Annotated in this window: 20 protein-coding genes and 1 pseudogene; 12 read left to right on the top strand and 9 right to left on the bottom strand. The window is 54.4% G+C overall.

Features of this window, described 5'->3' with window-relative positions; all coding sequences use genetic code 11:
• Complete coding sequence (gene narH, locus GM154_RS11395; RefSeq protein WP_219652295.1) at window positions 1–1,533, bottom strand: nitrate reductase subunit beta; 1,533 nt, start codon at window positions 1,531–1,533, stop codon at window positions 1–3.
• Window positions 1,530–5,276 (bottom strand): nitrate reductase subunit alpha, encoded by a 3,747-nt coding sequence (locus GM154_RS11390; RefSeq protein WP_219652294.1) that lies wholly within the window; start codon window positions 5,274–5,276, stop codon window positions 1,530–1,532. The genes narH and GM154_RS11390 overlap by 4 nt, the downstream gene beginning before the upstream one ends.
• Before the next feature lie 527 nt (window positions 5,277–5,803).
• On the opposite strand from GM154_RS11390, the gene GM154_RS11385 reads away from it, so the two are divergent.
• On the top strand, window positions 5,804–6,157 hold the full coding sequence (locus GM154_RS11385) for a hypothetical protein (RefSeq protein WP_010798579.1): 354 nt from the start codon (window positions 5,804–5,806) through the stop codon (window positions 6,155–6,157).
• Window positions 6,158–6,514: 357 nt separating this feature from the next.
• Here the strand turns inward: GM154_RS11385 and GM154_RS11380 are convergent, their stop codons facing one another.
• Window positions 6,515–6,862: a DUF805 domain-containing protein gene (locus tag GM154_RS11380; RefSeq protein WP_125889291.1), complete on the bottom strand. Its 348-nt coding sequence runs from the start codon at window positions 6,860–6,862 to the stop codon at window positions 6,515–6,517.
• A 916-nt stretch (window positions 6,863–7,778) separates the two neighbouring features.
• Here GM154_RS11380 and GM154_RS11375 point away from each other — a divergent pair.
• The 3 genes from GM154_RS11375 (at window position 7,779) to GM154_RS11365 (ending at window position 9,551) form a co-directional block, all read left to right on the top strand.
• On the top strand, window positions 7,779–7,991 hold the full coding sequence (locus GM154_RS11375) for a DUF3079 domain-containing protein (protein WP_074825628.1): 213 nt from the start codon (window positions 7,779–7,781) through the stop codon (window positions 7,989–7,991).
• Between the two features lie 91 nt (window positions 7,992–8,082).
• Window positions 8,083–8,892 carry an AraC family transcriptional regulator gene (locus tag GM154_RS11370; RefSeq protein WP_219652293.1) on the top strand — a complete coding sequence of 270 codons (810 nt, stop codon included), beginning with the start codon at window positions 8,083–8,085 and terminating at the stop codon, window positions 8,890–8,892.
• A gap of 47 nt (window positions 8,893–8,939) precedes the next feature.
• Window positions 8,940–9,551, top strand: a complete 612-nt coding sequence (locus GM154_RS11365; RefSeq protein ID WP_219652292.1) for a LysE family transporter — start codon at window positions 8,940–8,942, stop codon at window positions 9,549–9,551.
• Window positions 9,552–9,559: 8 nt separating this feature from the next.
• Here the strand turns inward: GM154_RS11365 and GM154_RS11360 are convergent, their stop codons facing one another.
• Window positions 9,560–10,345, bottom strand: a complete 786-nt coding sequence (locus GM154_RS11360) for a TSUP family transporter (protein WP_219652291.1) — start codon at window positions 10,343–10,345, stop codon at window positions 9,560–9,562.
• Between the two features lie 97 nt (window positions 10,346–10,442).
• Between GM154_RS11360 and GM154_RS11355 the strand changes: the two genes are divergently transcribed.
• Both GM154_RS11355 and GM154_RS11350 read left to right on the top strand, forming a co-directional pair.
• On the top strand, window positions 10,443–11,354 hold the full coding sequence (locus GM154_RS11355) for a LysR family transcriptional regulator (protein ID WP_019363899.1): 912 nt from the start codon (window positions 10,443–10,445) through the stop codon (window positions 11,352–11,354).
• Between the two features lie 50 nt (window positions 11,355–11,404).
• On the top strand, window positions 11,405–12,238 hold the full coding sequence (locus GM154_RS11350; protein WP_219652290.1) for a DMT family transporter: 834 nt from the start codon (window positions 11,405–11,407) through the stop codon (window positions 12,236–12,238).
• Here the strand turns inward: GM154_RS11350 and GM154_RS11345 are convergent, their stop codons facing one another.
• Genes GM154_RS11345 through GM154_RS11335 form a run of 3 tightly spaced genes read right to left on the bottom strand, consistent with a single transcriptional unit; the run spans window position 12,239 to window position 14,490 of the window.
• A complete protein-coding gene (locus tag GM154_RS11345) occupies window positions 12,239–12,703 on the bottom strand; it encodes a GNAT family N-acetyltransferase (RefSeq protein WP_219652289.1) in 465 nt (154 codons plus the stop codon). It lies immediately after the preceding gene.
• Between the two features lie 49 nt (window positions 12,704–12,752).
• Window positions 12,753–13,241, bottom strand: coding sequence for a GNAT family N-acetyltransferase (locus tag GM154_RS11340; protein ID WP_010798570.1), 489 nt, complete (start codon window positions 13,239–13,241; stop codon window positions 12,753–12,755).
• A gap of 34 nt (window positions 13,242–13,275) precedes the next feature.
• Window positions 13,276–14,490 (bottom strand): MFS transporter, encoded by a 1,215-nt coding sequence (locus tag GM154_RS11335; protein ID WP_219652288.1) that lies wholly within the window; start codon window positions 14,488–14,490, stop codon window positions 13,276–13,278.
• 278 nt (window positions 14,491–14,768) lie between these two features.
• Between GM154_RS11335 and GM154_RS11330 the strand changes: the two genes are divergently transcribed.
• Both GM154_RS11330 and GM154_RS11325 read left to right on the top strand, forming a co-directional pair.
• Window positions 14,769–15,701 carry a bestrophin family protein gene (locus GM154_RS11330; RefSeq protein ID WP_150346405.1) on the top strand — a complete coding sequence of 311 codons (933 nt, stop codon included), beginning with the start codon at window positions 14,769–14,771 and terminating at the stop codon, window positions 15,699–15,701.
• 371 nt (window positions 15,702–16,072) lie between these two features.
• A complete protein-coding gene (locus GM154_RS11325) occupies window positions 16,073–17,098 on the top strand; it encodes a hypothetical protein (RefSeq protein ID WP_219652287.1) in 1,026 nt (341 codons plus the stop codon).
• Between the two features lie 67 nt (window positions 17,099–17,165).
• Here the strand turns inward: GM154_RS11325 and GM154_RS11320 are convergent, their stop codons facing one another.
• Together GM154_RS11320 and GM154_RS11315 are read right to left on the bottom strand one after the other, a co-directional pair.
• Entirely contained in the window at window positions 17,166–17,786 is a 621-nt protein-coding gene (locus tag GM154_RS11320) for a hypothetical protein (RefSeq protein ID WP_219652286.1), read from the bottom strand.
• Window positions 17,787–17,788: 2 nt separating this feature from the next.
• Window positions 17,789–19,573: a S8 family serine peptidase gene (locus GM154_RS11315; RefSeq protein WP_258019810.1), complete on the bottom strand. Its 1,785-nt coding sequence runs from the start codon at window positions 19,571–19,573 to the stop codon at window positions 17,789–17,791.
• An 893-nt stretch (window positions 19,574–20,466) separates the two neighbouring features.
• Here GM154_RS11315 and GM154_RS25955 point away from each other — a divergent pair.
• The 4 genes and pseudogenes from GM154_RS25955 to GM154_RS11300 all read left to right on the top strand — a co-directional run.
• Window positions 20,467–21,534 (top strand): annotated as a pseudogene (locus GM154_RS25955) (methyl-accepting chemotaxis protein); the annotation flags it as partial.
• Window positions 21,526–22,389, top strand: coding sequence for a methyl-accepting chemotaxis protein (locus GM154_RS25950; protein ID WP_371106396.1), 864 nt, complete (start codon window positions 21,526–21,528; stop codon window positions 22,387–22,389). The pseudogene GM154_RS25955 and the gene GM154_RS25950, both read left to right, overlap by 9 nt.
• A gap of 284 nt (window positions 22,390–22,673) precedes the next feature.
• Window positions 22,674–24,368 (top strand): molecular chaperone HscC, encoded by a 1,695-nt coding sequence (locus GM154_RS11305; protein ID WP_219652284.1) that lies wholly within the window; start codon window positions 22,674–22,676, stop codon window positions 24,366–24,368.
• 5 nt (window positions 24,369–24,373) lie between these two features.
• Window positions 24,374–26,251, top strand: a complete 1,878-nt coding sequence (locus GM154_RS11300; protein ID WP_219652283.1) for a J domain-containing protein — start codon at window positions 24,374–24,376, stop codon at window positions 26,249–26,251.
• Window positions 26,252–26,455: the final 204 nt, after the last annotated feature.

Raw genomic sequence — 26,455 nt, 5'->3', positions numbered from 1 at the left:
TTACTTCCTGTCGAGAGGGAAGCGCTCACCCCGGGTCTTGCGGGTGTCCTGGCCCCACAGCATGAAACGGCTGTTCCCTTCGGAAGTCATCTGCCCGAAATGGAAGCCGGCAATGCCGCGCTGGTCGTAAGCATTTTCGGCCACTTCCTTATGCGAGGTCGGGATCACGAACCGGTCCTCGTAGTTGGCGATTGCCATTACGCGGTACATCTCTTCGGCCTGTCGCTCTGTCAGACCGACCGCATCGAGCATGGTGGTATCGACAATCCCTTCGATATTGCGCCGACGCATGTAGGCTCTCAGCGCCAGCAGCTTGCGTAGCGTGTCGCGGATGGGCTCCTCTTTTCCCGCCGTCAGCAGGTTAGCCAGGTAGCGGACCGGGATACGCAGGCTGTCTACATCCGGGATGCCTTCAAGGGTAGCCAGGGCGCCTGCATCGGCCGCCTCCTGAATCGGCGACAGGGGAGGGATGTACCAGACCATCGGAACGGTTCGGTATTCAGGGTGAAGCGGGAAGGCCACCTTCCACTCACAGGCCATTTTATAAACGGGCGAGCGCTGGGCCGCCTCGATCCAGTTATCCGACACGCCGTCTTTGCGAGCCTGCTCGATTACAGCCGGGTCGTGCGGATCAAGAAAGATGTCCAGCTGCGCCTGATAGCAATCCTGAACATTGGTTTGGGAGGCGACTTCAAGAATTCGGTCGGCGTCGTATAGCATCACGCCCAGGTAGCGAATACGGCCTACGCAGGTTTCCGAACACACGGTCGGCTGACCGCTCTCGATGCGCGGATAACAGAAGATGCACTTCTCGGACTTGCCCGTATGCCAGTTGTAATAAACCTTCTTGTAAGGGCACCCGGTTACGCACATGCGCCAGCCGCGGCACTTCTCCTGATCGATCAGGACAATGCCATCTTCTTCGCGCTTATAAATAGCCCCTGACGGGCACGCGGCAACGCAAGTAGGGTTCAGGCAATGCTCACACAGACGAGGGAGGAACATCAGAAAACTGTTTTCAAACTCTCCATAGATCGCTTTCTCGACTTCCTTGAAGTTGTAGTCTTGCGAGCGTTTGTGAAACTCGGTACCGAGTGACTCTTCCCAATTGGGCCCCCAGCTGACCTTTTCCATCCGCTCGCCAGTCACAATCGAAACCGGCTGAGTCGTTGGGGCAGCCTCGCTTTCACCTACGCCATGAATATAGGAATATTCGTAATCGAACGGCTCGTAGTAATCATCGATTTCCGGCAACTCCGGATTGGCAAATATCTTGGACAGAATCCGCCATTTGCCGCCGGTCTTCGGTCGCAGTTCGCCGCCCTTGCCAAGCACCCAACCACCACGCCAGCGCTCCTGGTTTTCCCAGTCTTTAGGAAAGCCAATGCCCGGTTTGCTTTCTACGTTGTTCCACCAGGCGTATTCGATTCCCTGGCGGGTCGTCCAGACCTGTTTACAGGTCACGCTGCAGGTGTGGCAACCAATGCATTTGTCGAGATTGAGAACCTTGCCGATCTGCGCCCTGACCTTCATGTCCGCTGCCCTTCCACGCGAGATTCCTCTTCGGTTTTCATCACGGCGATCTTTTCGGACAGCGGTCGATCGCGCCAGTCGACGTTTCTCATCTTGCGCAGCACGATAAACTCGTCCCGGTTCGATCCAACGGTGCCATAATAGTTGAATCCCCAGGACAGCTGGGCATAGCCGCCAATCATATGCGTGGGCTTAAGCACAACACGGGTGACGGAGTTGTGTATACCGCCGCGATTCTGCGTAACCTCGCTGCCCGGCACATTTGCCGTACGCTCGGCCGCGTGGTACATGAACGCGGCCCCTTCAGGTATGCGTTGGCTGACGACCGCGCGTGCGACCAGTGCACCATTGCGGTTGAATGCTTCAATCCAGTCGTTATCTTCAATGTCTGCCTTGGCGGCATCACGCTCGCTGATCCAGACGATTGGCCCACCCCGCGCCAAGGTAAGCATGATCAGATTTTCGGTATAGGTACTATGGATGCCCCATTTCTGGTGAGGTGTGAGGAGGTTGAGGGCAAGCGGCGGATTGCCGTTGTCATGCGCCTGAGCAAGCTCAAGAGACGCCGAGCGCGTATCGATCGGAGGGCGATACGTGGCGAAGCCTTCGCCGAAATCCCGCATCCAGGGGTGGTCCTGATAGAGCTGTTGGCGTCCGGTTAGTGTTCGCCATGGGATCAGCTCGTGCACGTTCGTCCAGCCAGCGTTGTAGGAGATCTCATGGCTTTCGATGCCCGACCAGACCGGCGATGTCAGGATGGGGCGGGGCTGGGCGGCGATATCACGGAACTCGATCTTTTCACCGGCACGTCGTTCAATCAGGTGAGTGTGATCACGGCCGGTTACCTCCGAGAGGACCTGCCAGGCTTTATAGGCTACCTGTCCGTTGGTTTCGGGTGCCAGCGCCAGCACCGTTTCGATCGCGTCGAGATCCGACCGCATGCGTGGGCGATTGTTTGCGCCGGGGTCAGGTAGATTGACGTCACGCAAGTGTGCCACCTCCGCCTTCGTATCCCACACCATGCCCTTGGTACCGTTACCGCGTTCCTCAAGCAGGGGACCCACGCTGACAAAGCGGTCGTAAGTTGCGGGATAGTCGCGGGTAACCAGGGTAACAGCAGGCATGGTGCGCCCTGGAATGCCAGCCGGTCCTCCATGCTTCCAGTCTTGCCCTCCATAGGGCTGGGACAGTTCGGATGGCGTGTCTTTCAGGGTTGGGGTCAGCACTACGTCTTCCTCAACGCCCAGTTGACCAGGCGCAAGCCGCTGGAACGTATTCGCCAGTTCTCGAAAAATGGCCCAATCCGTGCGTGCGCCCCAAACCGGGTCCACCGCGGCTTGCAGTGGATGGATAAAAGGATGCATGTCGGAGGTGTTGAGGTCAGCCTTTTCGTACCAGGTGGCAGTTGGCAGGACCACATCGCTGAAGAGCGTGGTGGTATTCATGCGAAAATCGATGGTAACCAACAGGTCTAGCTTGCCCTCTGGAGCCTGCTCTCGGTAAACCACTTCTTCGGGCCGCTGATCGCTTTCCTCGTTAAGTACATTGTTGCGTGCACCTAACAGGTGTTTCAGAAAATACTCATGACCTTTGCCGCTAGCGCCGAGCAGATTGGAGCGCCAGACGAACAGGTTGCGTGGCCAATTCTCGGGCGCGTCTGGATCTTCGCAGGCCATTTGCAGGGAGCCTGCATGAAGGGCGTCGGCCACGTACGCAGCCGGGTCTTGGCCTGAAGCGCGTGCGGCACGCGCTACATGCAAGGGATTGGTCTTGAGCTGCGGCGCACTGGGCAGCCACCCCATGCGCTCGGCTCGAACATTGCAGTCGAGCATGGTTCCAGACCACGCCGTGGGATCTGCCAGTGGCGAGATCTGCTCGCGTAACTCCATACGCTCATAGCGCCACTGATCAGTGTGGGCATAGAAAAAACTCGTCCCGTTCATCTGCCGTGGGGGACGCGACCAGTCTGTCGCAAACGCGACCGGCAGCCAGCCGGCTTGAGGCCGCAGCTTTTCCTGCCCGACGTAATGCGCCCAGCCGCCTCCGGACTTCCCTACGCAACCACACAGGATGAGCATCGACATGATGCCGCGGTAGGTCATGTCCATGTTGTACCAGTGGTTCAAGCCCGCACCGAGGATCACCATGGAACGTCCTTGGGTCGCTTCGGCATTGGCTGCAAAACCACGAGCTACGGCAATGCAACGATCCCGCGGAACGCCTGTGATCGACTCCTGCCAGGCGGGCGTTCCTGGAATATTCTCGTCAAAACTGCTTGCGCCGTCCTCGCCCAGTCCGCGACTGACGCCATAGCTGCCAAGCATCAGGTCGAACACAGTCGTGATTTCGACCTCGCGTCCGTCCTTGAGCGTCACACGACGTACAGGTATCCGGCGTTTCTGAATAGGGGCATGGTCAGTAAGACCAAACTTGCCTTCGCTGCCAAAGTAGGGGAAAGCAACGGTTGCAGTCGCCTCGCCTAGCAGAGTGAGGCGCGGGGAGATCTCTGCTCCGCTGGCGCCATCCTTGGGTTCCAGATTCCACTTGCCTTTCTGACCCCAGCGGAACCCGGCGCTGCCCTGTGGCGCTACGATAGCATCGGTCATTTCGTCAATCACAACGGGTTTCCAGTCGGGGTTGTTGTCCTGGCCGAGGTTATCGGCAAAGTCGGCGGCACGAAGCATGCGGCCAGCAACGAGCCCTTCGGGATGAGGTTCGAGCACAATCAGGAAGGGCAGGTCTGAGTATTGACGGACGTATTCCTGGAAGTAAGACACTTGCCGGTCGACGAAGAACTCCTTGAGGATTACATGACACATGGCCAGGGCAAGGGCCGCGTCGGTGCCCTGCTTGGGATGTAGCCACAAGTCGGCGAAGCGGGCCACCTCGATGAAGTCTGGCGCGATCACCACACTTTTGGCCCCGCGATACCGGGCTTCGGTGTAGAAGTGAGCATCGGGCGTCCGTGTCATGGACACATTGGAGCCCCAGAGCAGCAGATAGCCAGAGTTGTACCAGTCTGCACTTTCCGGAACGTCTGTCTGCTCGCCAAAGGTCTGAGGTGATGAGGGTGGCAAGTCGCAGTACCAGTCGTAAAAGGACAGGCACGTGCCTCCGATCAGGCTGAGATAGCGTGTGCCGGCCGCATAGCTGATCATCGACATGGCGGGAATCGGTGAAAACCCGACCACCCGATCAGGCCCCCAGGCCTTGATTGTGTGAATGTTGGCAGCGGCGATAAGTTCGTTGATCTCATCCCAATCCACTCGTACGAAGCCACCCAAGCCTCGCACTTCCTGGTAACTCCGCCGTTTGGCAGCATCGCCCTGGATGGATTCCCAGGCCTGAACAGGGGAAAGCGTCTTGCGTGCTTCGCGCCAAAGCGCAAGAAGGCGACCGCGTACCATCGGATATTTGATGCGGTTGCTGCTGTAGAGATACCAGGAATAACTGGCGCCACGGGGACAGCCACGCGGCTCATGGTTGGGAAGATCAGGACGGGTCCGCGGGTAGTCGGTCTGCTGAGTTTCCCAGGTCACCAATCCATTTTTGACATAGATCTTCCAGCTACAGCTGCCTGTGCAATTGACGCCATGGGTAGATCGTACGATCTTCTCGCTTTGCCAGCGGGACCGATAATTGTCCTCCCAGGCGCGATTTTCGTCAGTGGTTACTCCATGACCTTCCGAGAAAGATCCCTTGTACTTTTTGAAGAACAGTAGTCGATCAACGAACTGGCTCAAAACGTCGGCTCCCTTGTCTCGGTCCTTTCGAGCCTAGCAACGACTATTTTGCTTCGCGAATAGGAGTGTTTAATTCCGATAAGCGGTATTGGTCGAGCGAAGCAAGTTGGCACGTTTTGTGGCGAGCATGCACTTGAGGACGTTGGAAGATAGATACGTCTAGGCTCTTGTAATTACACGCTTTTTTTGTGTGGTTATTTGCGCTTAGGGGTGTCTATTTACCGTTTAAAGAACACATAGGGAGCCAAAGAACATTGAGTCGTACGAAAGGTACATGCGCTACTGTCAAGCCCGGACCAAGATCAATGACATTGCCGTTTTAGGTTCAGCCTTTCGGTAAAGGGTAAGCATTCCGGCTGACGCCATCGCTTGTCAAAACGCCTCAATACGGCCGTCAAATGTTCCGAGAACAACTCTTCAGGTTGCTAATACAGAGGCCAGGGTAGTTTGATGTCCTGGAACGTATTATCATGTGCACAGGCGCATTTGGAGTGCGCGTTTCACCTGATCATTAAAAGGACTTAGCCATGACCGATATCAATCAAACCGTCCAGCCTGCTCCATTGCAGCAGCCGATTGTCAGCAATTCGAATATGGCTGGCATCGTCTATGTTCTGTACATCGTAGGTTTCTTCAACGGCGTTACCGCGCTGATTGGACTTATCCTGGCCTATGTCAACAGAGATACGGCAGATCCGATTTCTCGTTCGCACCTGGATTATCAGATTCGTACATTCTGGTGGGGGCTTCTGTGGCTTGTACTGGGGTTTGCTTCAACCCTGCTTATCATCGGATGGTTCGTGCTGCTTGGCTGGGCAATCTGGACGATTTATCGAATCGTGAAAGGGCTGACGGCAATCAATAATCGTCGTGGAATTTAAGTAAGCGTAATCTCGGCTTATATCTAACTGGCCGCCTGGGGTTTGAATGTTTACCGCCGATACCCTGGGCTGGCGTCCAACCCATAGAAACGCACCACCAACAAGCCTGCCTATCAAAACGCACCCATTAGTGTAAGCGCTATCGTTTTCAACACTGTTGCTACTCGTGAATTAAATAACCTTGGAAGATAAGACTGTTCTTATCTGCGCATGAGGTGCCTGTTATTTAGCAGGGGATATTTTTGACGAGCAATCAAGGAAAGTAGATGGAGCATAATCGGACATGATCAATTCATGTCCGATCTGGTACGCAATGAGCGGTTTTCAAAACTTCAATTGCATAACCCTATATTAGGCTTAGACGTTTTTAGGGTTCTGCCCGAAGCGGTTATCGACAAGATCTCCTTCCAGGCACATAAGCACCAGGAAAATGATTCCGCCTACTGCTGGAACGCCACTGATAAGAGCCCACCAACCGCTTCGGTTGGTATCATGAAGGCGTCGGATAGTGACGGCCACATTTGGAAGAATCATAGCCAGGGTATAGACACCACATAACCAAGGGCCCCAGCTAATTACTCCATCTACAACGGCAAGCATAACGGTAATGATCGCGCTGAACAGGGCGAACATCCAATATTCTTTCCGTCGAGCACGGCCATCAAACTTGACGTAGTTACTGACTACCGAGAGATACCATTCCATGTGTTACATCTTCCTTATACAAGCCTGGCGTAAAACGCCAGCATCCTAAAAAACAATGAAGTTCAGGATAGGGAATCAGTAAAAGAACAGATGATTGCGCAGAGCTGCTATTTGCCATGAGAGCAAGCAATGCAAGAGAAATCTTTCCCAGATCATCCATAATCTTTCACAGAAGCCAGTCCATAGCTTCAAGGTGGGCGGTAAGTTTACAGATGAAGTCAACTTGACGCTACAGTAAAAGCGCTATCATTCATTCCAGATAGGTGACCAGTGAGTAATAGTTAGAAAATTCGGCTTTTCAATCACTTAGTTACGTCGAAGGTATTGAATCAGTGAAGTGCCATGGTTGGCGTATCTTTAAGGTTTGGCAACCTGAGCATTGAGATAGCCGCTATTGCTTGGTTAGGTATACCGGCAGGCATGGATTTATCGTACATGCTACCGACTCAACCAGACTAAAAAGTCAGACAGTTGTGTAATAGTTCTGACAAACCGTTCAGGATTATAACGTGTAAATGTTACCTTTAAAGGTTTCCTGGCATGTGGCCTCATAACCAAATCCTGGCCCTCAAAACGATCACTACATAGTTTGTGGTTGCATTTGATAAGTCAGCGTTTGCCTATGAAGTGGGCACGTATGCATTCCCTCGTGCAAACCCCATTGTCTCAACGTTTAAATCCATTGATACATCGTCAGCATCGACTTCTATCGAACAAAATGTATGGCTGTTCGCTGGTGTGCGATGAGTCCTTAGACAGTCGTAGCATGCCAAGCTGCTACAAGTCACACAGTAGGGTTATATCATTGGGTGGGTATCAACACCGCTATAATCGTCGTAACACTTGAGCGAGATCAAAAACGTTTATCCAGATTTCGATACGTTAGGGGTTCACCTCATACGTTCAGGAGTCTCGGATGGCCAAGAAATTTCCTCTGCAGCCTAAGCATCCGGAGCGCATCTGTTGGGGGTGCGATATGTATTGTCCTGCAAACTCGTTAGCCTGCGGTAATGGCGCCAGCCGTACCATGCATCCGGTTGAGCTGTTTGGTGAAGACTGGGATACGTTCAATGCAACCGGGGGTGAGCAGGCAGAAAGCGAGAACCCCGAACATCAGCTGAAACAGTAGGTCCGAACGCGAGCGGGTATCCAATCAACCTATCGTACGTTCGTTTGGCTTAAGCTGTAGTCTCTTCAAATCGGATGAGAGTCTATAAGACGTGCTTACCCTGCGGCATGCCTGGTCAGGTCCCGTTGAGCTGGTGGATGCCAGCGGTACGGGTCACCGATTCGCCAAGCACAGCCATGATGAGTGTGTAATTGGCGTTAATTTGGAAGGCGAGGAGCACATCTGGCTGGATGGCAGGATATTCAATGCCGGCAAGGGATCCATCACTCTGTATAACCCCGGCCAAATACAAGGCGGCGGGGCCCATGAGGGAGCCTTCTGGCGCTACGTAGGGCTTTATGTATCGGCGGACTGGCTGGCCCAAAGCCTTGGGGTCAATCAAGTTGAGTTCGAGCGTCCTTTGCTTTATCAGCCAGCCATTGCAAACCGCTTTGCCTGCGTGGTGCAAATGGCGTTACGAGGCAGCTCCATGAGCAACCCACACGTTCATCAGGCGTTGGTCCTGTTACTCGCAGAGATCACGGAGCTGAGTGGTGTTGCACTGACCACGCATTCAGCCGAGCCAGAGGTGGTTCTTCGTATTCAGGAGTGTCTTGCCGACTCCTTGGCGCAAATGCCTACTTTGGACGAACTAGCCCTTTTGACCCAGCGATCCAAGTATCAATTGCTGAGGACATTTCAAAAGGAAACGGGGTTGAGCCCACATCAATGGGCCATGCAGCTGAGAACGCGGCGAGCACGGGGACTGCTGCGGCAGGGTATGCCCGCCACGGATGTTGCTTATACGCTTGGCTTTGCTGATCAGAGCCACTTGAGTCGCCACTTTCGTTCGGCTTATGGAATACCGCCTGGCCAATATCAACGCCTCTACAGGTCCTGCAATCCTGTTCAAGATTATTGAGCAGGGGCAACCCATACTGATCGCCCTTTCTTTCCGAGACGCCTGATATGCTGACAATCTTCCTATCGGCCTTTTTGTTTGGCGCTGCGTTCTGCCTTTCGCCTGGACCTGTCCTGGCTGAAACGTTGCGTCGTGGCTTGTCCAATGGTTTCAGGCCGGCCCTAATGGTTCAGGTAGGATCTTTGCTGGGCGACGCCGTGTGGGCTGTATTAGGGTTGGTAGGGCTGTCAGTCCTGCTGGGCCATGAGCCGATTCGCATACCCCTAACGCTACTCTGTGCGGTTTATCTGGCCTGGCTAGGCGTTCAGAGTCTCAAGGATGCGTGGCGCCTGCCGGTCGGTACAAGTAAATCAGGTCAACCGCAGCAGGGCGCCTTGATGGCGGGTGCTGCCATCTCGTTGACTAATCCAAAAAACATTGTGTATTGGGGTGCGTTGGGAAGCGCCTTGTCGGGTATAACAGGCGACACTCCCAGTATTGCAAACACAGCGATGTTCTTTAGCGGAGTCATGAGTGCCTCCATTTTGTGCTGCTTTCTGACGGCAGCGCTTGTTGAGGGATTCCGGCGTGCCAGCTCGCCAAACTGGCATAGAGCCAGCCATGCCCTGTGCGGAATCCTGTTGCTCATCATGGCTGGGCTCGCTCTGCATGGTCTCTGAGTGCGATCTTATACATGCGCTATAGAAGACAGGTAACCGTTTTGATAAAGGTAACGGCCAATCATTACAAAGCAGATGGCTACGATGAGAGGCCTGATCAGTCGGGCACCGCCACCGATAACGGCCAGTGAGCCCAGATAGGCACCCACAAGCTGTCCGACTGCCATGATGCCACCTACCAGCCAAAGTACCTTGCCGCCCATGATGAAGATTGCAAGGGATGCAAGGTTGCTCGCCAGGTTAAGGGACTTGGCAGTTGCCGTAGCGGTAATAAGGTCGCGGCCCCGCAAGGCTACCTCGCTGAGTGAAAAGAATGAGCCCGTGCCAGGACCGAAAAAACCGTCGTAAAACCCGATAAGGGGGACAACCAGGAGACGGTGCAGCCGATCCCCCATTCGCGGCTTGCGCTCAACAGTACCTGCGCCTGGCGCAAGCAGGAAGTACAACGCAATACCACCCAATATGAAAGGCACCAGGACTTCAAGAGCGGAGGCATCTACACGCTGAATAACCACGGCGCCCACGGCTGCGCCAATAAAGGAGGTCAAGAAGGGCTTTTTGACATCTGCCCAGGCGATCTTGCGTTTACGAAGCAGGGTCAATGTGGCGATTAGCGCCCCAAAGGTGCTCTGGAGTTTATTGGTTGCAATGGCTTGTACCGGTGGGATCTGAGCTAGCATCAAGGTAGGCACGGTAATCAGCCCGCCGCCACCTGCCAGCGTATCGATAAAGCCTGCCGCAAAGGCAACCAGCCCGAGTAATAGCAGAAAGGTGGGATCCAACACTACATCCATTTCAACATCCTTTGATGACGCGAGACGGATACGATAGAGCAATGCCGGGTTTTGTGTTGCAATGTGGTATTGCAGAAATCGCAACAAGGAAGGCGGTATGTCACTGGCTCAGTTATGGGAACTACAGGCCTTTTGCGCAGTAGTGGATCGCCATAGTTTCGTGAGTGCGGCGCGCCTGCTGGGACGCTCTCCCAGTACAGTGACGCGGGCCATACAAAGCCTTGAGGCACAGCTGGGGCATGAGCTTTTGCAGCGCTCACAAAAGCAGGTCCGATTGACAGAGGCGGGGGAAGCGTATTATGGCTATGCCAGGCAGATGCTGTCGCTGCAGGCCGAGGCAGAGGAATCACTCTCGGTACAGGGTACGTTGGCGCAAGGGTGGATTCGCTGCTCCGCCCCTGAAAGCTTGATGATGGATTTCTTGCCCAGCGTCATGGCGGAGTTTGGGCGGCGGAACCCCCAGATCAGCATCGATATACAGGTAAGCGATGCGGCGCATGATCCTATTGCCGACAAACTGGATTTTGCCATTCGTGGAGGCTTTGCCTATCCCAGCGAGCTGATCGGCGCGCCGTTGTGGAGCTATCGGCGTTACCTTTATGCAAGTCCGACATATCTCGCCATACGTGGTGTGCCTGAAGCGCCCGAGGCGCTTGTCGAGCATGACCTGCTGATGCATACCTCCCCAAGAATTCTCAAGGATTGGTATTTCAGGCAGGGCGATGTCCAGGTCCGTTATAAGGCCCAGCCCCGTTACCGTCTCAGTTCAGGCGTAGCGTTATATAACGCTGCTGTCCAAGGTCTTGGTATCTGCCGGCTGGCGGACTGGCTTGCAGAACCGGCGGTGCAGGCGGGACGTTTAGTCCGGGTATGCAGCCATTATCGACTGACTTCCTCAACCGGGCATGACCCACAGATACATGCCGTTTATGCCAGTACTCAGCTGCCCCAGCGAGTGCGCGCATTTCTGGAGGCAATCAAAAGCGCCGCGCGTGAACGTTACGCCTGAAGCGGTTGAGTCGTTGGTGCGACAGGCCCAATCATCCTGCAGAGGTACAGATGCTTGTAACCGTTTATGGTGTCGTCTTGTTCGCGGCGGCCTTGCATGCCACTTGGAATGCAATCGTCAAAAGTGGAAGCGACAAGATCCTTATCACTGCAGTGATTACCGCTGCAGCGGCATTGATAGCAGCCTTGATCCTGCCATTTGTCCCTCCGCCGGCAGCGCCCAGCTGGGGTTTCATTGGAGCATCTGCTGTACTGCAGGTAGTGTATTACAACCTGGTGGCACAGACTTATCGCGTCGCTGAAATGAACCTGGCATACCCGTTGATGCGGGGAACGGCGCCGCTGCTGGTAGCGGTCATCAGCACGGTGGGATTAGGCGAGCATCTGAGCACGACGGCCTGGGTGGGTATCGGCACGATTTGTCTGGGTATTTTGTTGATGGCGCGCAGACGTGTCTCCAGTCATAGGGCAGGGGTGGGTTTGGCGCTACTTAACGCTTTGGTTATTGCTACTTACACATTGGTAGACGGGGCGGGCGTCAGAATGTCGGGTGCACCGCTGGCGTATACCCTATGGATTTTTCTTCTGACAGGCGCGGTTATGACGGCCTGGATGCTTTGGCGCAATGCCCATGCCTTCGTATCATTTTTCCGCGTTCAATGGCTGGTGGGACTGGTAGGGGGAGCTGGAACATTGGCGTCTTATGGCCTGGCGCTTTGGGCGATGACCCTGGCGCCTGTGGCCGTTATCGCTGCCTTGCGAGAGACCTCGATTATATTTGCGGCGCTCATCTCCGTGCTTGTTCTGAAAGAGCGCATGAGTCGGGGTCGAATTGCGGCGGTATGTGTCATGGCTATAGGGGCAATGATTCTGCGTCTGGCTTGACTAGTCAGGTGGCAAGCCAGATGCCAGCAAGTCTCGCCGATATTTGACGAAGCCGCGCTTGCTGTCACCCTTGAAGCCTGCCCGCTCGAAGAAGGCGTGGGCCTGAGTCCGGTGTATTGAACTCATTAGCATGATCTTAGAGCAATCCTTTTTGATACAGCGTTGCTCGATGGCTCTGATCAGCTGCCTGCCGACGCCCGTTCCGCGTTGCGCCTCGTCAACGATTACATTCTCTACCACCGCAAACGGTTGAAAACCAAACATTGCATCCTTGCAGAAGATCAGCAACGCGCTGGCGATAACGGTGCCGCCATATTCGGCCACTAAAAGCTCATGGACAGGATCATGCTGAAGCTCCTCCAGACGAGCCGGAAGCACAGTAATGAACGCACTGTCCACAAGTTGGCTGTATAGCCGTTGGAGGTAGCCGGCATCGTCAGGTTGTGCACGTCGAATGGTTAACATGCGTGGACGATCTCTGTTGTGGTGCGTTGGCAGACTTTTATCTGTGGCTTTACCGAGGGATATCTCCGGTTGGCCGAAGCATCTTGTACATCGGTATACAGTCCAGCGTAAGACCACGAGGCGAATGGTAAGTGGATACCTTTTCACCTACAAAACCACACTTTCGATAGAACGGCGCCGCGTTCAGGGTTGCATCCAGGTGAAGGTAGTCCAGGTCTGCCTGAACGGCAAGCGTTTCGAGATGCTCCAGCATCTGGCGCGCAGCCCCTTGTCCCATGTAGTGGGGTAATACAAAGATTGCGTCGATCTTGCCGGATGTCAGGTCAACCATACCTGTTCCGATGATGCGCTCATCCGAGACCAGGACATGGAAATGGTCCTCGACATCATTTTCATAGCTTTGCGTAAAGGTGCCACTGGTCCAGATCCGGATCTGCTCGTCACTGTAGGACGATGGGCATTGATGACGAATGGCCTCACAGCGGACTGTCCAGGTGTCCGCCGTGTCTGCGCGGTTTGCCTTGCGAATGTGAAACACGTTATGACCCCTCTGATTGAGCAGCCGGACGGACTCATTGCTTGGCACCACGAGGCGCTATTTGCTGCGTGCAGAGAGGGTACATCCAGGAAGACGCACAGAGCCACAACAGCACACCTGCGCTGGCGACCAGCGCCAGTATTTTAAACGCTTCAGCATAGCCGTAACGGGCTGCGAAAAATCCGCCCAGGCTGGTACTCAAGGCAGCACCGATGCCCTGTACTGTCATGACGGCAGCAAGGCCGGTGTTGAATCGCCCGGAACCATCCAGAATGCGGGCTACCAACCCCGGTACGGCTACGCCCAGCAAGCCCGCACCAATACCGTCGAGCAACTGGACAGGGATCAGAACCCAGGGTGCCTGGATGAATGAGGCCAGCAGGCCGCGAAGAGGCAAGGCCAACAGTGCCAGTATAAACACGATGTAATAGCCCTTGGTCTGGGCCAATCTGGCCGCCAGCAGTGCCATGACGATCATGGTGGCCTGAGCCACGATTACCGTAGCCGCAGTATAGGCACTGGGGTCGCCAGCGGTGCCGCGCGCTACCATTGCCTGGCCCAGCAGCGGGAGCATTGCCGCATTGCCAAGGTGAAAGAGCAGCACTGTAACTGCCACGGTTAGAAGGGAGCGGTTGCGGAAAAGGGCTGACCAGGAAAGCTTTTGCGCATGATCCGGCGAGCCAGCGCGGGCTGCCTCGTGATCAATCTGGTCAGCCCGTATCCTGGCTAGCATATACAAGGCGGCCAATGTCAGAACGCCCATCAGGACGAATACAGCGCCCAGGCCAAACCAGTAGCCGAATACGCCAGCGCCGATTGCAGCAAAGGCATTACCACCATGGTTGAACGCTTCATTTCGACCTAGCTGATGGTCGAACCCTCGTGTTCCTACAAGGCCCAGGGTAAGTCCTGCAATGGCGGGTGGAATAGCGGCACCGGCGATACCGGCAACCATCTGCGCGATGCTGGTAAAGAGAAAAGTAGGTAGAAAATAATTGAGGGCGCAGGCCACAAGAATGCACAAAGCAGCCCATGCAACAATACCGCGCTTGGCCTGTAGTGCGTCCACCAGCATTCCCAGCGGTGTGGTCAGGAGCAAGCCGGCTAACCCGCCTAGTGTCATGACCAGTCCTATTCGGTCCGCGGTCCAGCCCTGTTGCTGAAGAAAGATTCCAAGGAATGGGCCAAGCCCGTCACGAACATCCGCAAGAAAGAAGTTCAGGCCGTTCAAGAACGCAGTGAGCGCCATGTGGATGCATGCCTCTTATGTCCATTGGATAACGACTATTCATCCTGATTTAAAACATTTTGCAACCTTTAAGGAAGAATTAAGCCAGCCTCGTTAGCGTGATCACATCAAAAGCTGCATTGAGGATGCATCACATGAGATCACCTATATCTATCTGGACAACTTGGGTCCTGGCTTTTGCTGACGACACGCGGAAAACCCGGCAGCAGCTGCGTTAACGCCGTTCTGAACGATATACAGCCACTGATCTCCAGATCAGTCACCAAGGGAGTCGTTTCATGATTGCTCGGATTTCGAGAACGCTGACCTGGATGCACAAGGTTTTTTCCTACGTCGGCTGGCCGCTGTTCTGGTTGTTTATCTGGGATGTCATCGTTACGGCCGATTCGATGTTGCTGATGAACAATCGGCTAAACCTGCCTCTTATGCCGCTGACGCTGCTCTGTTCAGCGCTGGTCGTCCTGATCAGCTTTCGCAATACAAGCGCCTATAACCGGTGGTGGGAAGCACGTACCTTGTGGGGCGCCATGGTGAACAGTTCACGGAGTTTTGGTCGCCAGGTACTGACCTTGATTGATGATCAAGACGATAGGCGAAATCCAATCAAAGCGCTGCTGTTTCGCCGACACGTGGCCTACCTCAAGGCGCTTTCCGCTCACCTCAAGGGCCAAGCTTGCCCCGCGGATGTCGCGACGCTGCTACCTGCCGATGAGTTTGCCCGCCGACATGACACCAATAACTTTCCCAACGATATCCTGAACGCCTCCGCAGCGATTGTGGCGCAGGAGTACCAGGCGGGTAGGTTGGACAGCATACGTCTGGCCCGTATGGAATCTACTCTCGTGGAGATTTCGAACCATCAGGGTGGAATGGAGCGTATTGCCAACACGCCATTACCCTTTCCCTATGTGTATTTCCCGCGGCTGTTCATTTCGCTGTTCTGCCTGATCGTTCCGGTTGGCTTGGTGTCGTCTATGGGGTGGTATACGCCACTGGTTTCTACCGTCGTAGGCTTCATGTTGCTGGCGATCGAGCGGATCGGGACCGATCTGCAAACCCCGTTTGCCAACAGCCAGCACCAGATCCAGATGAACTCGCTGTGCAGCAATATCGAAAAGAACCTGGCCTCCATGTTCAAAGAGCCTTCGCGGCTGGAGTTCGGCTTTATGCCGCGGCGACTCAGCTATCAACCTAGCGCCACCGTTGCGTAGTCGCCAACAGCTCGCCGTGGTCCCTTGGGCGGCACAGTCACCTATCGAGATGCATGTTCTGTTCGAAAGTCTCAAATAGCCATGCATCTCAAAGGTGCCGTAACAGGAATTAATACCAGAAGGCTCAAAAGCGGTTCGTTTACATCCTTTGGATCGATTTTATATTTAGCCTTTTCCTTGAAGAATCGACCGGCGTCTTGGTGATGCACTCGCAGGTGGAAGCCATGCACAAGGTTCATCTACCGCAGGGCAATACCGCGTTACGGATAGCCAGGAACACGCCATTCTTCAGCACGCCAACCGGTGCTGATCTGGTCGATTAACCGGGTCGCCAGTTAGCGACCCCTATGGATACAAGGAAAGGAAATCGTATGTCCCGCTTGAAACCGCTCGCTGCTGCCATCCTGCTGGCCTTCGCCATGCCCTCATGGGCTGAAGTGAATACTGCCGACGTTATGCAGGACGGAGAAAACAACACGGCAACCCTTGAACAGGCCGGTACCGCTATCAATAGCCAGGCCTCTATCAATCAGCTGGGAAGCAGTCATATTGGGGTTATCCAACAGCAACAGGTCAATAACGGTCAGGTATCAATTACTCAGGAAGGTTCTGCCAACGAAGGGCAGATCTACCAGGGGGGCGGCGGCCAAGATAACAGTGTGGCGCTTGAGCAGCGGGGCGATTCGAACCTGGCCACGCTGAATCAGGGTAGCGGAATAGCGCAAGTCGCTGATTTGCGAGCCACCCAGGAAGGAACAGGCAATACTATGCACGTAACCCAAAACGGGTTTGATACGGTGCTCGGTGTTACTTCTCGTGGCAATAACAACTGGGTCGAAGCTGTGCAGTACGGCGGCACCACATCAGGCAGTGTTACGCAGGAAGGCGATAACAATACGGCTTACTTCAGACAGTCAGGCGGTGGTGGTGCTGGCATTAGCCAATATGGCAATGGCAACAGCGCTTCGCTGGAACAGTCCACGCGTGAGTTCGCCAACGGGGGGATATCTCAGTCGGGTGATAACAATTTTGCCTCTGTCAGACAGAGCAATATGTTTGGCGGCCTGGGTGTCTCACAAGAAGGCTCGAATAACGAGCTTTATGTCGTGCAAGGGACACGAGGCTCCAACCTTTCTGGCTCCACTGTTGGCAATGATAACGACGTTGAAATCAACCAGTACAGTGACACCAGCACTATCAACTACAGCCAAACCGGGGATCTGAATATCGCCCAGATCGATCAGGTGGGATATCAGACACAAAACTCAGTGTCGCTTACCCAGAACGGCATCGCCAACCAGGCGCTGATTACTCAGGGTGGCGATACCTTCTATGGCAACACGGCAGGCATTACGCAAACAGGTACGGCAAACCGCGCAACAATTACCCAGCAGTAACGTTTAACCATGAAAATAAACGCCGCGCTGAACGTCTCTTGACGGCAGCGCGGTGTTTAGCATGGACTTACTGCTTTTGAATGAAGCCCTGGATGATATCCAGTGACACGTCGTTCACACCTTGCATGCCCTTCACCTTGCTCAGGGCTGACTGAGCAGCGTCTACCGAACTGTAATGGATGACGCCCATGCCTGCCGCCGAAGAGGCTTGTACCATCGTACCGCCAGTAGCTTTTGCAACCCGCTCGATAACAGCCGCATCCTGTACAAATACCTTCAGGCGCGGAGGCACCAGCACGGCTTGCCCAGAGGTCAGGTTCACTGCGACGCCCATCTCGCTCGGACCTGAGGCAGTGCTGGCTGCCGCCGCGGATTGCGATTTGAGCTGAGCCTGATTACCTTGCGACAGCCTGATCGCATAAGGCCCTATCTGTCCCACCACATTGCTGTCTGCCTGTAGCGTCTGCTGGCGGCTCTGGCTTTGCGTGGTTGACGGCGTTTGAGCAGAGGCAGTGGAGTCGATACGCTGAACCGTTGCGTTGGGCACGAGGCGAAACGGGGTGTTTCCGACATTGAAGCTGGCCCCGGTTGCCGCCTGCTGAAGGCGCGCCGCGTCTGTGGTCTGCGCCTGTACCAGAGGTGTTGCAGCCAGGGTAACGGTTAAGAAGAATAAAGTGGCTATTTTCATGATCAGTGCCCCACCACGCGAAGTTTGAAGTCTTGCAGCTTGGCGGCATTACCCCCCGCATCAACCACATCCGTTAACGAAAGCGTCCAGTCACCCGTCGCCGGCTCATCCAGAAACGCGTTGCTCGCCGCCAGTGAAACGGTGAACCCGGTCCCGGATGTAACATCCGATAGCGTCGAGAAAGGCGTCATGACATAGCTTTTGGTACCGCTTGGCGAGGTTAGAACAGCCTTCAGGTTTGAAGGCTTCATATGGCTGGTCTGGAAGCTGAGCTGTACCGTCTCAACCTTGATGCTCTGATTGATCCGCACGCGCAATGTTGCCGGAGCATTCACACCGCCAATCGGGCTGGCAGGATCACTAGAGGCTTTCCACTGCGTATCTTTCATCGCCGGCAGTAGCTTGGAGCTCATGGCTTTATTGACGGCCGCGGTTGCATCCACCAATCCAAACCCATACCAGTTGCTGAAGTGATGGCCTGCCGCGTTGGTGATCCATCCCGGCTCGATCACTGTGCCGCCGTAGCTTACTACGGGCTGATAAGGATCAAGCGGCCGCGCAGTGCTGGCCAGGATATATTTCACATCACGCTGGGTCAGCTTGGGATTGGCGCCCAGCATCAGGCTCACTACCCCTGAAATTGTAGGTGCGGCTGAAGAGGTGCCGTTCATGCGTCCCCAGTAATTGCAGGAGTTGTCGATAGGCGACTGACTGCCTTCCAAGGCATTGGAAACAGTATTCGCGGTATTGGCTCCGCGTGAACAGCCCATCAGATCAGTGGTTACGATGGCAGGGGAATAGTAGGTCGGCCTGATCGCTTCCCGTACATTGGTAAGGTCCGGGTTATAGGCCCTTTGATTGCCAAATTCGCCACCAAAACCTGAAATCCACACCGACGATCCGGCTGTAGAGTAGGACGAGCGTAGTCCTCGAGCATTCACGGCGGCGGCGGTAATAATCGTGATCAGGTTGTTGTTCGGATCAACCGTTGAAGACGCGCAAGTCACATTTAGCTCGGCTGCCTTTTCAGAACAGATATTGACTCGGCCAAACGCAGTATAGGTAAAGAACTCCTTGAAGGAGTTACCTGCCGACTTGACATAAATTCCGCCCTTGCCATTACGCATGGACTGCATCAAACGCTCCCAGGCGGCCTGCTCGCTAGTAGAAAATGCAGGATAGTAAGGTGTACTGCTGCCCCAACTATTATTGAAGACGGCTACATCCTTGGATTCGTTGCCGCTGCCCCAGGCGTACAGAATGTTTGCATCCTGGCTTGCCGGGTCTGCATCGCTGGCCAGGAAGTTAAAGCCCTTCAGCTTCGCCTCGGGTGCGATGCCTCGTCCTCCTTTTCCGTTCCATCCCATTTCGGCAATGATGCCTGCCACCGAGGTGCCGTGTTCATCGGTATCGACACTCGGCGTCGGATCGTTTGATCCGTTTACGAAGTTCTTCGAGCCATTTGGCACGACGTTACCTGACAAGTCTTCATGACGTATTTCCAAGCCATCATCCACCACCCCAACAATGACGTTCTTCCCTCGTATACCCAGCTCATGCAATACACCCATCCGCAGATCCACGCCGGCAAGTGGCGTGACATCACCGATTACCTTTTGCCCTCTATTGCGTAAATGCCACTGGTAAATGAACAGTGGGTCGCTGCCATTCTGAACATTTTGTGCGGCTTGTGACGATGCAGTGTCTTCGGCAGCGTATGCAATACCGCAGACTCCCCCTACAAAAAGCGAAACTAATAAAAAAATAGGTTGTTTGGATGAGAGCATTATTCCGGTCCTTCGCTTTATCTAGAGATTTAGCCAGGCAGGATTAACGATACGCCCAGATTCGTTTTTCCTGATACGAATATAGAATTAACGTCTCGTTTTTTAAATCAGGTGTATTGACTGTTTGCTTGAGGTGTCTCTTTAAATGCCATTCTTGTGATATTGAATTGAGATTCAAAATGAAAAAAGTGATGGCATGAGCGCATGTTATGTTAATTATAAGTTATTGATAAATAATGTATTTATAATTTGATTGGCTCTCTTGTATGAATGGATCAGTATAACGTATGGCTAAAAAATCCGATAAACGGCATTAATTCTTTTCAATATTTTTTGACTTGGTTTGGATTATATCCAGATGACTGAGTGGTCACTTAATGAATAAAAAATCAATTGAAAGAACGCCAAACAAAGCAGCGTGTGATGTTCGTTATGAAAGATAGGCTTGTATGGGTAGAAGAAAAGAGCTTTATAAATGGATAAGTTTGTGCTGTCGTAACTGATTTATGTTCTTGCTCAGTTAATTAGCAAATAGCAGATCTATTAAAGCTAATTTTTTACGCTTGTCTGCAGTGCACAGGCCTTATGGCTAGAGTGCTTATGGGTTATTCCCTCAAGAACTCGACAGGCAAGTGATTGATCGACACATGGTTCTGTCACCCAGTGTCGATCTAACGGACGTGCAGCTGAGCAGGCGCGACTACTAAGCGGCGGTATCGAAATATCACTGTAGGCGTTGCCCCTGACGCATTCCGTCAGATTTTTTGTGGTATTTCCTTCTTCAGTTATCCCGGCAGCTGCCGATAGCCCTTCCGCATAGATAGATAGGCTGGCCCAAAAAAGAACAAACACACCAGCTGAGTGACTCAAAACGACATTTGACGGAAGGACTTATGAATAGCTGGTTTGGGAATATCAGCGTTACGCGCAAGCTTACGCTGGGGTTCGGTGTGGTACTGGCATTGACGCTGTTTCTTGCCTGGAGCGGCTGGAGTGGTTTGGGAAGCGTCATTCAGCGAAGCCTCTGGATGACGGAGATTTCCAAGCTGAACAGAACGCTGACAGACCTGCGTATCGCACGTCTGCAATTCATGCTGGCGAATGGGGATGAAACCAGCACCGAGCGGTTGCAGAAGAATTTGGGTATCTACCTTGAGCAGCAAAAGAAGCTCTTGGGTAGCTTTACCAACCCGGCCAATGTTGTGCTGCTGAAAAAGCAGGACGGCATCAACGGCGATTATCAGAAGTCCCTGGGCAACATGCGTGACGCATACAAGGTTGCGAATTCGGCTCGTGAGACGATCAAGAGCGAGTCGGTTGACGCGGCCAAGCTGATCGACAAGATGACCAATAGCGTCCTGCTGCTTCCCAGCTATGATGACCGTCGCTTCTCCCAGTTTCAGACTATCTCAAAGACCAAGGAAGACTTGCTGAAAACGCAGTTCCTGGTCAGTGTCTATGCCGCTAATTCAACGTCCGAGAATGAACAGGCACTGCTGGCTCAGATCGAGACAACGGGCAAGGGCATTGATCACATGATGTCCGTGTTCAAGGATGAGCTAAGTTATACGGCCCAGCAGGTAAAGGACTCGCTGAATCGCTATAGCACGGCTGTCGCCGGCTACAAGAAGGCCAATGCGGATATTGCTCAGGCTCGTAAGGAAATGACCGATCAGGGCAATGAGATCGTCAAGATCAGTGAGGAGTTGTATCAGTTCCAGCTGGATCGTCTGGCAATTGAAAGCAGCCATGCGCGTCAGCTGCAGATCGGCAGCACGATTCTGGCTCTGCTGTTGGGTGTACTGGCTGCCTGGGTGATTACCCGCCAGATTACCCAGCCGTTGAAAGAAACACTGGGTGAAGTTCAGCGTATTGCCTCGGGTGACCTGACGGCTTCTGCCCGTGTTACCCGCCGCGATGAGCTGGGTGTTCTTCAGCAGGGTATCCAGAACATGGGCAATACACTGCGTGAGCTGATTACCGGTATCCGCGATGGTGTGACCCAGATCGCCAGTGCTGCCGAAGAGCTTTCCGCCGTGACCGAGCAGACCAGCGCAGGTGTAAACGGCCAGAAGAGCGAAACTGATCAGGTGGCTACCGCCATGCATGAAATGGCCGCGACCGTACAGGAAGTAGCCCGTAATGCCGGTGATGCGTCCACGGCTGCTAGCGAGGCGGACAAGCAGGCCCGCATGGGTGACAAGGTGGTCAACGAGGCGATTGTACAAATCGAGCGTCTGGCTTCTGAAGTAAACCGTTCTTCCGAGGCCATGACCAATCTGCAGAAGGAAAGTGACAAGATCGGCAGCGTGATGGATGTCATCAAGTCTGTCGCTGAGCAGACCAACCTGCTGGCGCTTAACGCTGCCATTGAGGCCGCGCGTGCTGGTGAAGCCGGTCGTGGATTTGCGGTGGTGGCGGATGAGGTTCGCGGTTTGGCTCAGCGTACTCAGAAGTCTACAGAGGAAATCGAAGGGCTGGTGGCTGGATTGCAGGTTGGTACGCAACAGGTCGCGTCTATGATGAACGATAGCCGCAAGCTGACTGACAGCAGCGTCGAGCTTGCCCGCAAGGCAGGCGGCTCGCTGGAAAACATCACTCAGATGGTATCCAACATCCAGTCGATGAACCTGCAGATTGCGGCGGCGGCTGAACAGCAGAGCGCCGTGGCTGACGAGATCAATCGCAGCATCGTCAATGTTCGCGATGTGTCCGAGCAGACGGCGGCGGCAAGCGAAGAAACCGCGGCCTCCAGCGTTGAGCTGGCGCGCCTGGGTAATGAGCTGCAATCCATGGTCAGCCGCTTCCGCGTCTGATCCTCTCCTCAGTGCACGGTACTCGCCGTGCACTGACTCTCCAAGCGGACATATCCAGCTCAGCGCTGTTGGCTTTACAGCCAGGGTGACTACCCAGTTGCGGGCGTCTGTCACGCCCTGGTTGATCTCTGTATCAAAGAGATGCCTGCGCGCAGTGGTCTCGCTACAATAGCCATTCATTTCAATACGCCCATTTATAGGGATAGTGTCTTGGGTCTTGTCTCCTGAGTGCCGACGCTTCGGCTACGCAAGGGAAAGGGCCTCTAGCAGGGAGCTCGCTTGGTATGATCGTTGGTATAGACCTGGGAACCACCAATAGTCTGGTCGCCGTCTGGCGTGAGGGTGCGCCGGAGCTGGTCAGGAATGCGTTGGGAGATACGCTGACGCCTAGTGTAGTCGGCCTCGACGATGAGGGGCAGATACTGGTGGGTAAGACAGCACGTGAGCGGCTGCATACCCACCCCACACGAACGGCCGCCTTGTTCAAAAGGTACATGGGAAGCGCGCAGGAGGTTCGCCTGGGTGAGCGCACCTTCCGGCCGGAAGAGCTGTCCGCACTGGTGCTTAAAAGCCTGAAGGCTGACGTCGAGCGTCAATACGGCGAGCCGGTGACCGAAGCGGTCATCAGTGTTCCGGCCTATTTCAGCGATGCACAGCGCAAGGCTACCCGCATCGCGGGCGAGCTGGCAGGACTCAAGGTCGAAAAGTTGATCAACGAGCCGACAGCTGCGGCCTTGGCGTATGGGCTTCACCAGAAAGATAGCGAAACCTCATTTCTGATCTTTGACCTCGGCGGCGGCACCTTTGATGTCTCCATTCTTGAGTTATACGACGGAGTCATGGAAGTACGCGCCAGTGCAGGCGATAACTTCCTGGGTGGAGAAGACTTCGATCTCATGCTCATGGAACGTTTCGTCGCGCTTCAAGGCCAGCAGAGCGGCTTTCCTACTCTGGAGCAGGTCCGCCAGCCGCTGCGCCGTGAGGCGGAGCGCGTACGTAAAACCTTGGCGCAGGAATCCAGTAGCGAATTTGTCCTGCGGTATAACGAGCAGGAGTGGCGCCAGACGTTTACTCAGGCACAGCTTGCCGAACTCTTCGCTCCGCTGCTGGAGCGCCTGCGGGGCCCGATTGAGCGTGCACTGCGGGATGCGCGAATCCGTGTGGCTGACCTTGATGAAGTGCTGCTGGTCGGCGGTACGACCCGCATGCCCTTGGTACGCAAGCTGGCAGCAGGGCTGTTTGGCCGTTTCCCCTCCATCAGCCTCAACCCTGATGAGGTCGTTGCTCAGGGAGCAGCCGTTCAGGCGGCCCTCAAAAGTCGTGACGCAGCCCTTGAGGAGGTTGTCCTGACCGATGTCTGCCCTTATACGCTTGGCATCGAAACCTCAATCACGTTTGGTCAGCAGAGTGAAAGCGGGCATTACCTGCCGATTATCGAGCGCAACAGCGTAGTGCCTGTCAGCCGTGTCAGGTCGGTACAAACGCTCCATGACAACCAGAGCAAGGTCCTGTTCAAGATCTTTCAGGGCGAGAGCCGACTGGTGAAGGACAATATCAAGTTGGGCGAACTCGAGATTGATGTTCCTCCTCGCAAGGCAGGCGAGGTCAGCATTGACGTGCGTTTTACCTACGATAACAACGGTATTCTGGAAACCGATGTCACCATTCCGTTGACGGGTGCCAACCATCGGCTGGTCATTGAAAACAACCCCGGCGTTCTGAGCCACGATGAGATTCAGGAGCGTCTCAAAGCCCTGGAAAAACTCAAGATTCACCCGCGCGACCAGCAGGTAAATACCCATATGGTGGCGCGTCTGGAACGTCTGTACCAAGAGTTGTTGGGCGACGAGCGCGAGACCGCGGGGTATCTGGCTACCCAGTTTCAACAGATCCTGGAAACGCAGGACGAGCGCAAGATCAGTGAAGTGCGCAAGCAGATTGCAGAGCAGCTCGACAGGCTTGAGCGGGGGACATGGTAAGCCCTATGGACTGCTGGGAAATTCTGGGTCTCGATGATGAGGCCGATGAGCGTACTATCAAGCGGCAGTACGCCAAGCTGCTCAAGGTGCATCGCCCCGATGATGATGCCGAGGCGTTTCAGCGGCTGCGCGAAGCTTATGAGGAAGCCCTGAGCTGGGCCAGAGAGCGAACCGTCGAGGAGGTCGAGGATGCCCCTTGGCCCTCCATACGCACGCCAGAAACCTTTTCCGATGCGGCCGTTGAGCCCGTGCTGCCTGAAGACAATAGTGTCTGGCTACAAGCAACCCAGGCTTATGGCTCGGACGAGGTTGAAGAGCCGGCATTCTTTCCAGGTGATGCACCTCGGCCTCGCCCAGCGCCTGATTATCCCGAACCGGCTCTGAATGCCGAGGCCTTGGCCGGACATCATGCCAGGCGTCTGCTGGAGGAAACCGTTGCCGAGAACCTACGTCAGCAATGGGCTCAGGCACAGGAGTTGAGCTGCGCAGCTCCATTCCAGGCGGGACTGCTCGAACGCTGTCTTAGGCACGATGAAACCGCGCTTCTGCTTGCTGCGGTTGAACTGCTGCAGTGGCTGACACCCTGGCAGAGTGTCGTGCTCAGCGCCGGTCAGGAAGCCTATCTGACTGCAGAGCTTCTGGGACATCAGCGTGAGCATCTCGATGACCTTGGCGAAGCAGGTAACGAGCTAGGCTTTCTAGCGCAGCTCAGGGTACTGAGCAAGCAACCTTGGGCGAGTTCATTCGACAGACAGCAACAACTGCAGGGTTGGGTGCTGGAGATGCTGGACGAGGCCGACTATCTTACCCCTTCATTGTTCGAGGGCGTATGTTGCCTGTTTGGCTGGGATGACCGGAAGGGCATTGTACCTGCGCCGTACGAGACATGGTGTGCCCTGGTAGAGCGCTGTGAGCAGGAGGCTTATGCCCTCCGCCTGCAACAGCTCCTCAATGCAGAGCCGACAACCCCTGAAGGAAGGGCTGCTCATCTGTTGCTGGGGCCTATCTCTCATTCCGAGCAGATTCGTCTCGCCAAGGCTTTCAAGCCAGAAGACAGAGCGGCGCGTGAGACCCTAAGGGATAGTCTGAATCATCGCTACCCTGGTTTGAAGCAGCGTTTTCCAGATGCGCGACTCGATGCGTTTGTCAAGATAGAACCTAAAGAAGGCAAGCCACTTTCGTATGGCTGGGTATGGGCAGGCGCTGCTCTATTTGCACTTCTTTATACCTTGCCACAGCGGTGGCAGGAAGGGCGTCTTGACATATTTACCTTGTTCTATTCCTTGACGCTTTGGCCGCTTGTTGCCGTATGGGTAACCAAACTACTCACGCGCTTGTGGCGACCGGTAGCCAAATGGCTAGAACCGCTCGATTTGATCCTCACTTATAAGGTGCTACCTGGGCGGTTATTCAACCCAGAAGTCTCGCGCTGGACGCTGCTACGCAACGGTATTCCCCTAGCCGTTATGGCCTTATTTATGGGGCAAAAGGCCGGGCTTATTGCACTTGGAATCATGGGGCTAGTAACTTGCGCCTGCTTTGTACGCCTGCCAGCCGGGAGTACCCCATTCGATGCGCTGGTTGCTTACTGGCGACGCAACGATTTTTCTAAAGTCATTCGACTGATCCTGATTACTGCTGCCTTTATTGTTATGGGCGGTCTTGTAGGCCTTGCTACACGCGAATCATCCCCAAATCAAAAGGTACCTGTTTCATCCAGTGCGGTGGAGCAGTGCGTCATGCATTCTGCACCTCAGGTAGCAAAGCTTTGTGACAGCGCCCAGGATGCGCAGGCTTGTATGTTGAAGCTACAAAAACTGTTCAATGAACAATGCAACAGTCAGCAGCCCGAGCCAACTGTCAAAAATAGCGCATCAACATAAGGCTGGACTCAAGAGGCTCAGCTTTAGGAAAGGTTTATGGACCACCCCGCGTTGTGTCATTGGCGCGGGGCTTTTCATCGTTAGTATAGTAAGCAGGTTAAGGCGCTAAGCTCTGTACGAAAAGGCTTCGAGCGAAGGTCAGGCGAGGCAGGAATCGGTAAGGAGGCGGAGTTTACGTGTTGTAAATGAGCATTCCAAATCGGT

Origin of the sequence: Pseudomonas sp. MAG002Y (assembly GCF_019400845.1) — a bacterium.
GTDB classification, from domain to species: domain Bacteria; phylum Pseudomonadota; class Gammaproteobacteria; order Pseudomonadales; family Pseudomonadaceae; genus Chryseomonas; species Chryseomonas luteola.
Note: the sequence above shows the minus strand (reverse complement) of the source record. Positions and strands in the feature narration are given on the sequence as shown.

Coding starts and splice junctions, on each gene's coding strand:
- narH (WP_219652295.1), bottom strand. CDS start 1,533: ATGAAGGTCAGGGCGCAGATCGGCAAGGTTCTCAATCTCGACAAATGC.
- GM154_RS11385 (WP_010798579.1), top strand. CDS start 5,804: ATGACCGATATCAATCAAACCGTCCAGCCTGCTCCATTGCAGCAGCCG.
- GM154_RS11380 (WP_125889291.1), bottom strand. CDS start 6,862: ATGGAATGGTATCTCTCGGTAGTCAGTAACTACGTCAAGTTTGATGGC.
- GM154_RS11375 (WP_074825628.1), top strand. CDS start 7,779: ATGGCCAAGAAATTTCCTCTGCAGCCTAAGCATCCGGAGCGCATCTGT.
- GM154_RS11365 (WP_219652292.1), top strand. CDS start 8,940: ATGCTGACAATCTTCCTATCGGCCTTTTTGTTTGGCGCTGCGTTCTGC.
- GM154_RS11360 (WP_219652291.1), bottom strand. CDS start 10,345: ATGGATGTAGTGTTGGATCCCACCTTTCTGCTATTACTCGGGCTGGTT.
- GM154_RS11355 (WP_019363899.1), top strand. CDS start 10,443: ATGTCACTGGCTCAGTTATGGGAACTACAGGCCTTTTGCGCAGTAGTG.
- GM154_RS11350 (WP_219652290.1), top strand. CDS start 11,405: ATGCTTGTAACCGTTTATGGTGTCGTCTTGTTCGCGGCGGCCTTGCAT.
- GM154_RS11345 (WP_219652289.1), bottom strand. CDS start 12,703: ATGTTAACCATTCGACGTGCACAACCTGACGATGCCGGCTACCTCCAA.
- GM154_RS11335 (WP_219652288.1), bottom strand. CDS start 14,490: ATGGCGCTCACTGCGTTCTTGAACGGCCTGAACTTCTTTCTTGCGGAT.
- GM154_RS11330 (WP_150346405.1), top strand. CDS start 14,769: ATGATTGCTCGGATTTCGAGAACGCTGACCTGGATGCACAAGGTTTTT.
- GM154_RS11325 (WP_219652287.1), top strand. CDS start 16,073: ATGTCCCGCTTGAAACCGCTCGCTGCTGCCATCCTGCTGGCCTTCGCC.
- GM154_RS11320 (WP_219652286.1), bottom strand. CDS start 17,786: ATGAAAATAGCCACTTTATTCTTCTTAACCGTTACCCTGGCTGCAACA.
- GM154_RS11315 (WP_258019810.1), bottom strand. CDS start 19,573: ATGCTCTCATCCAAACAACCTATTTTTTTATTAGTTTCGCTTTTTGTA.
- GM154_RS25950 (WP_371106396.1), top strand. CDS start 21,526: ATGGGCAATACACTGCGTGAGCTGATTACCGGTATCCGCGATGGTGTG.
- GM154_RS11305 (WP_219652284.1), top strand. CDS start 22,674: ATGATCGTTGGTATAGACCTGGGAACCACCAATAGTCTGGTCGCCGTC.
- GM154_RS11300 (WP_219652283.1), top strand. CDS start 24,374: ATGGACTGCTGGGAAATTCTGGGTCTCGATGATGAGGCCGATGAGCGT.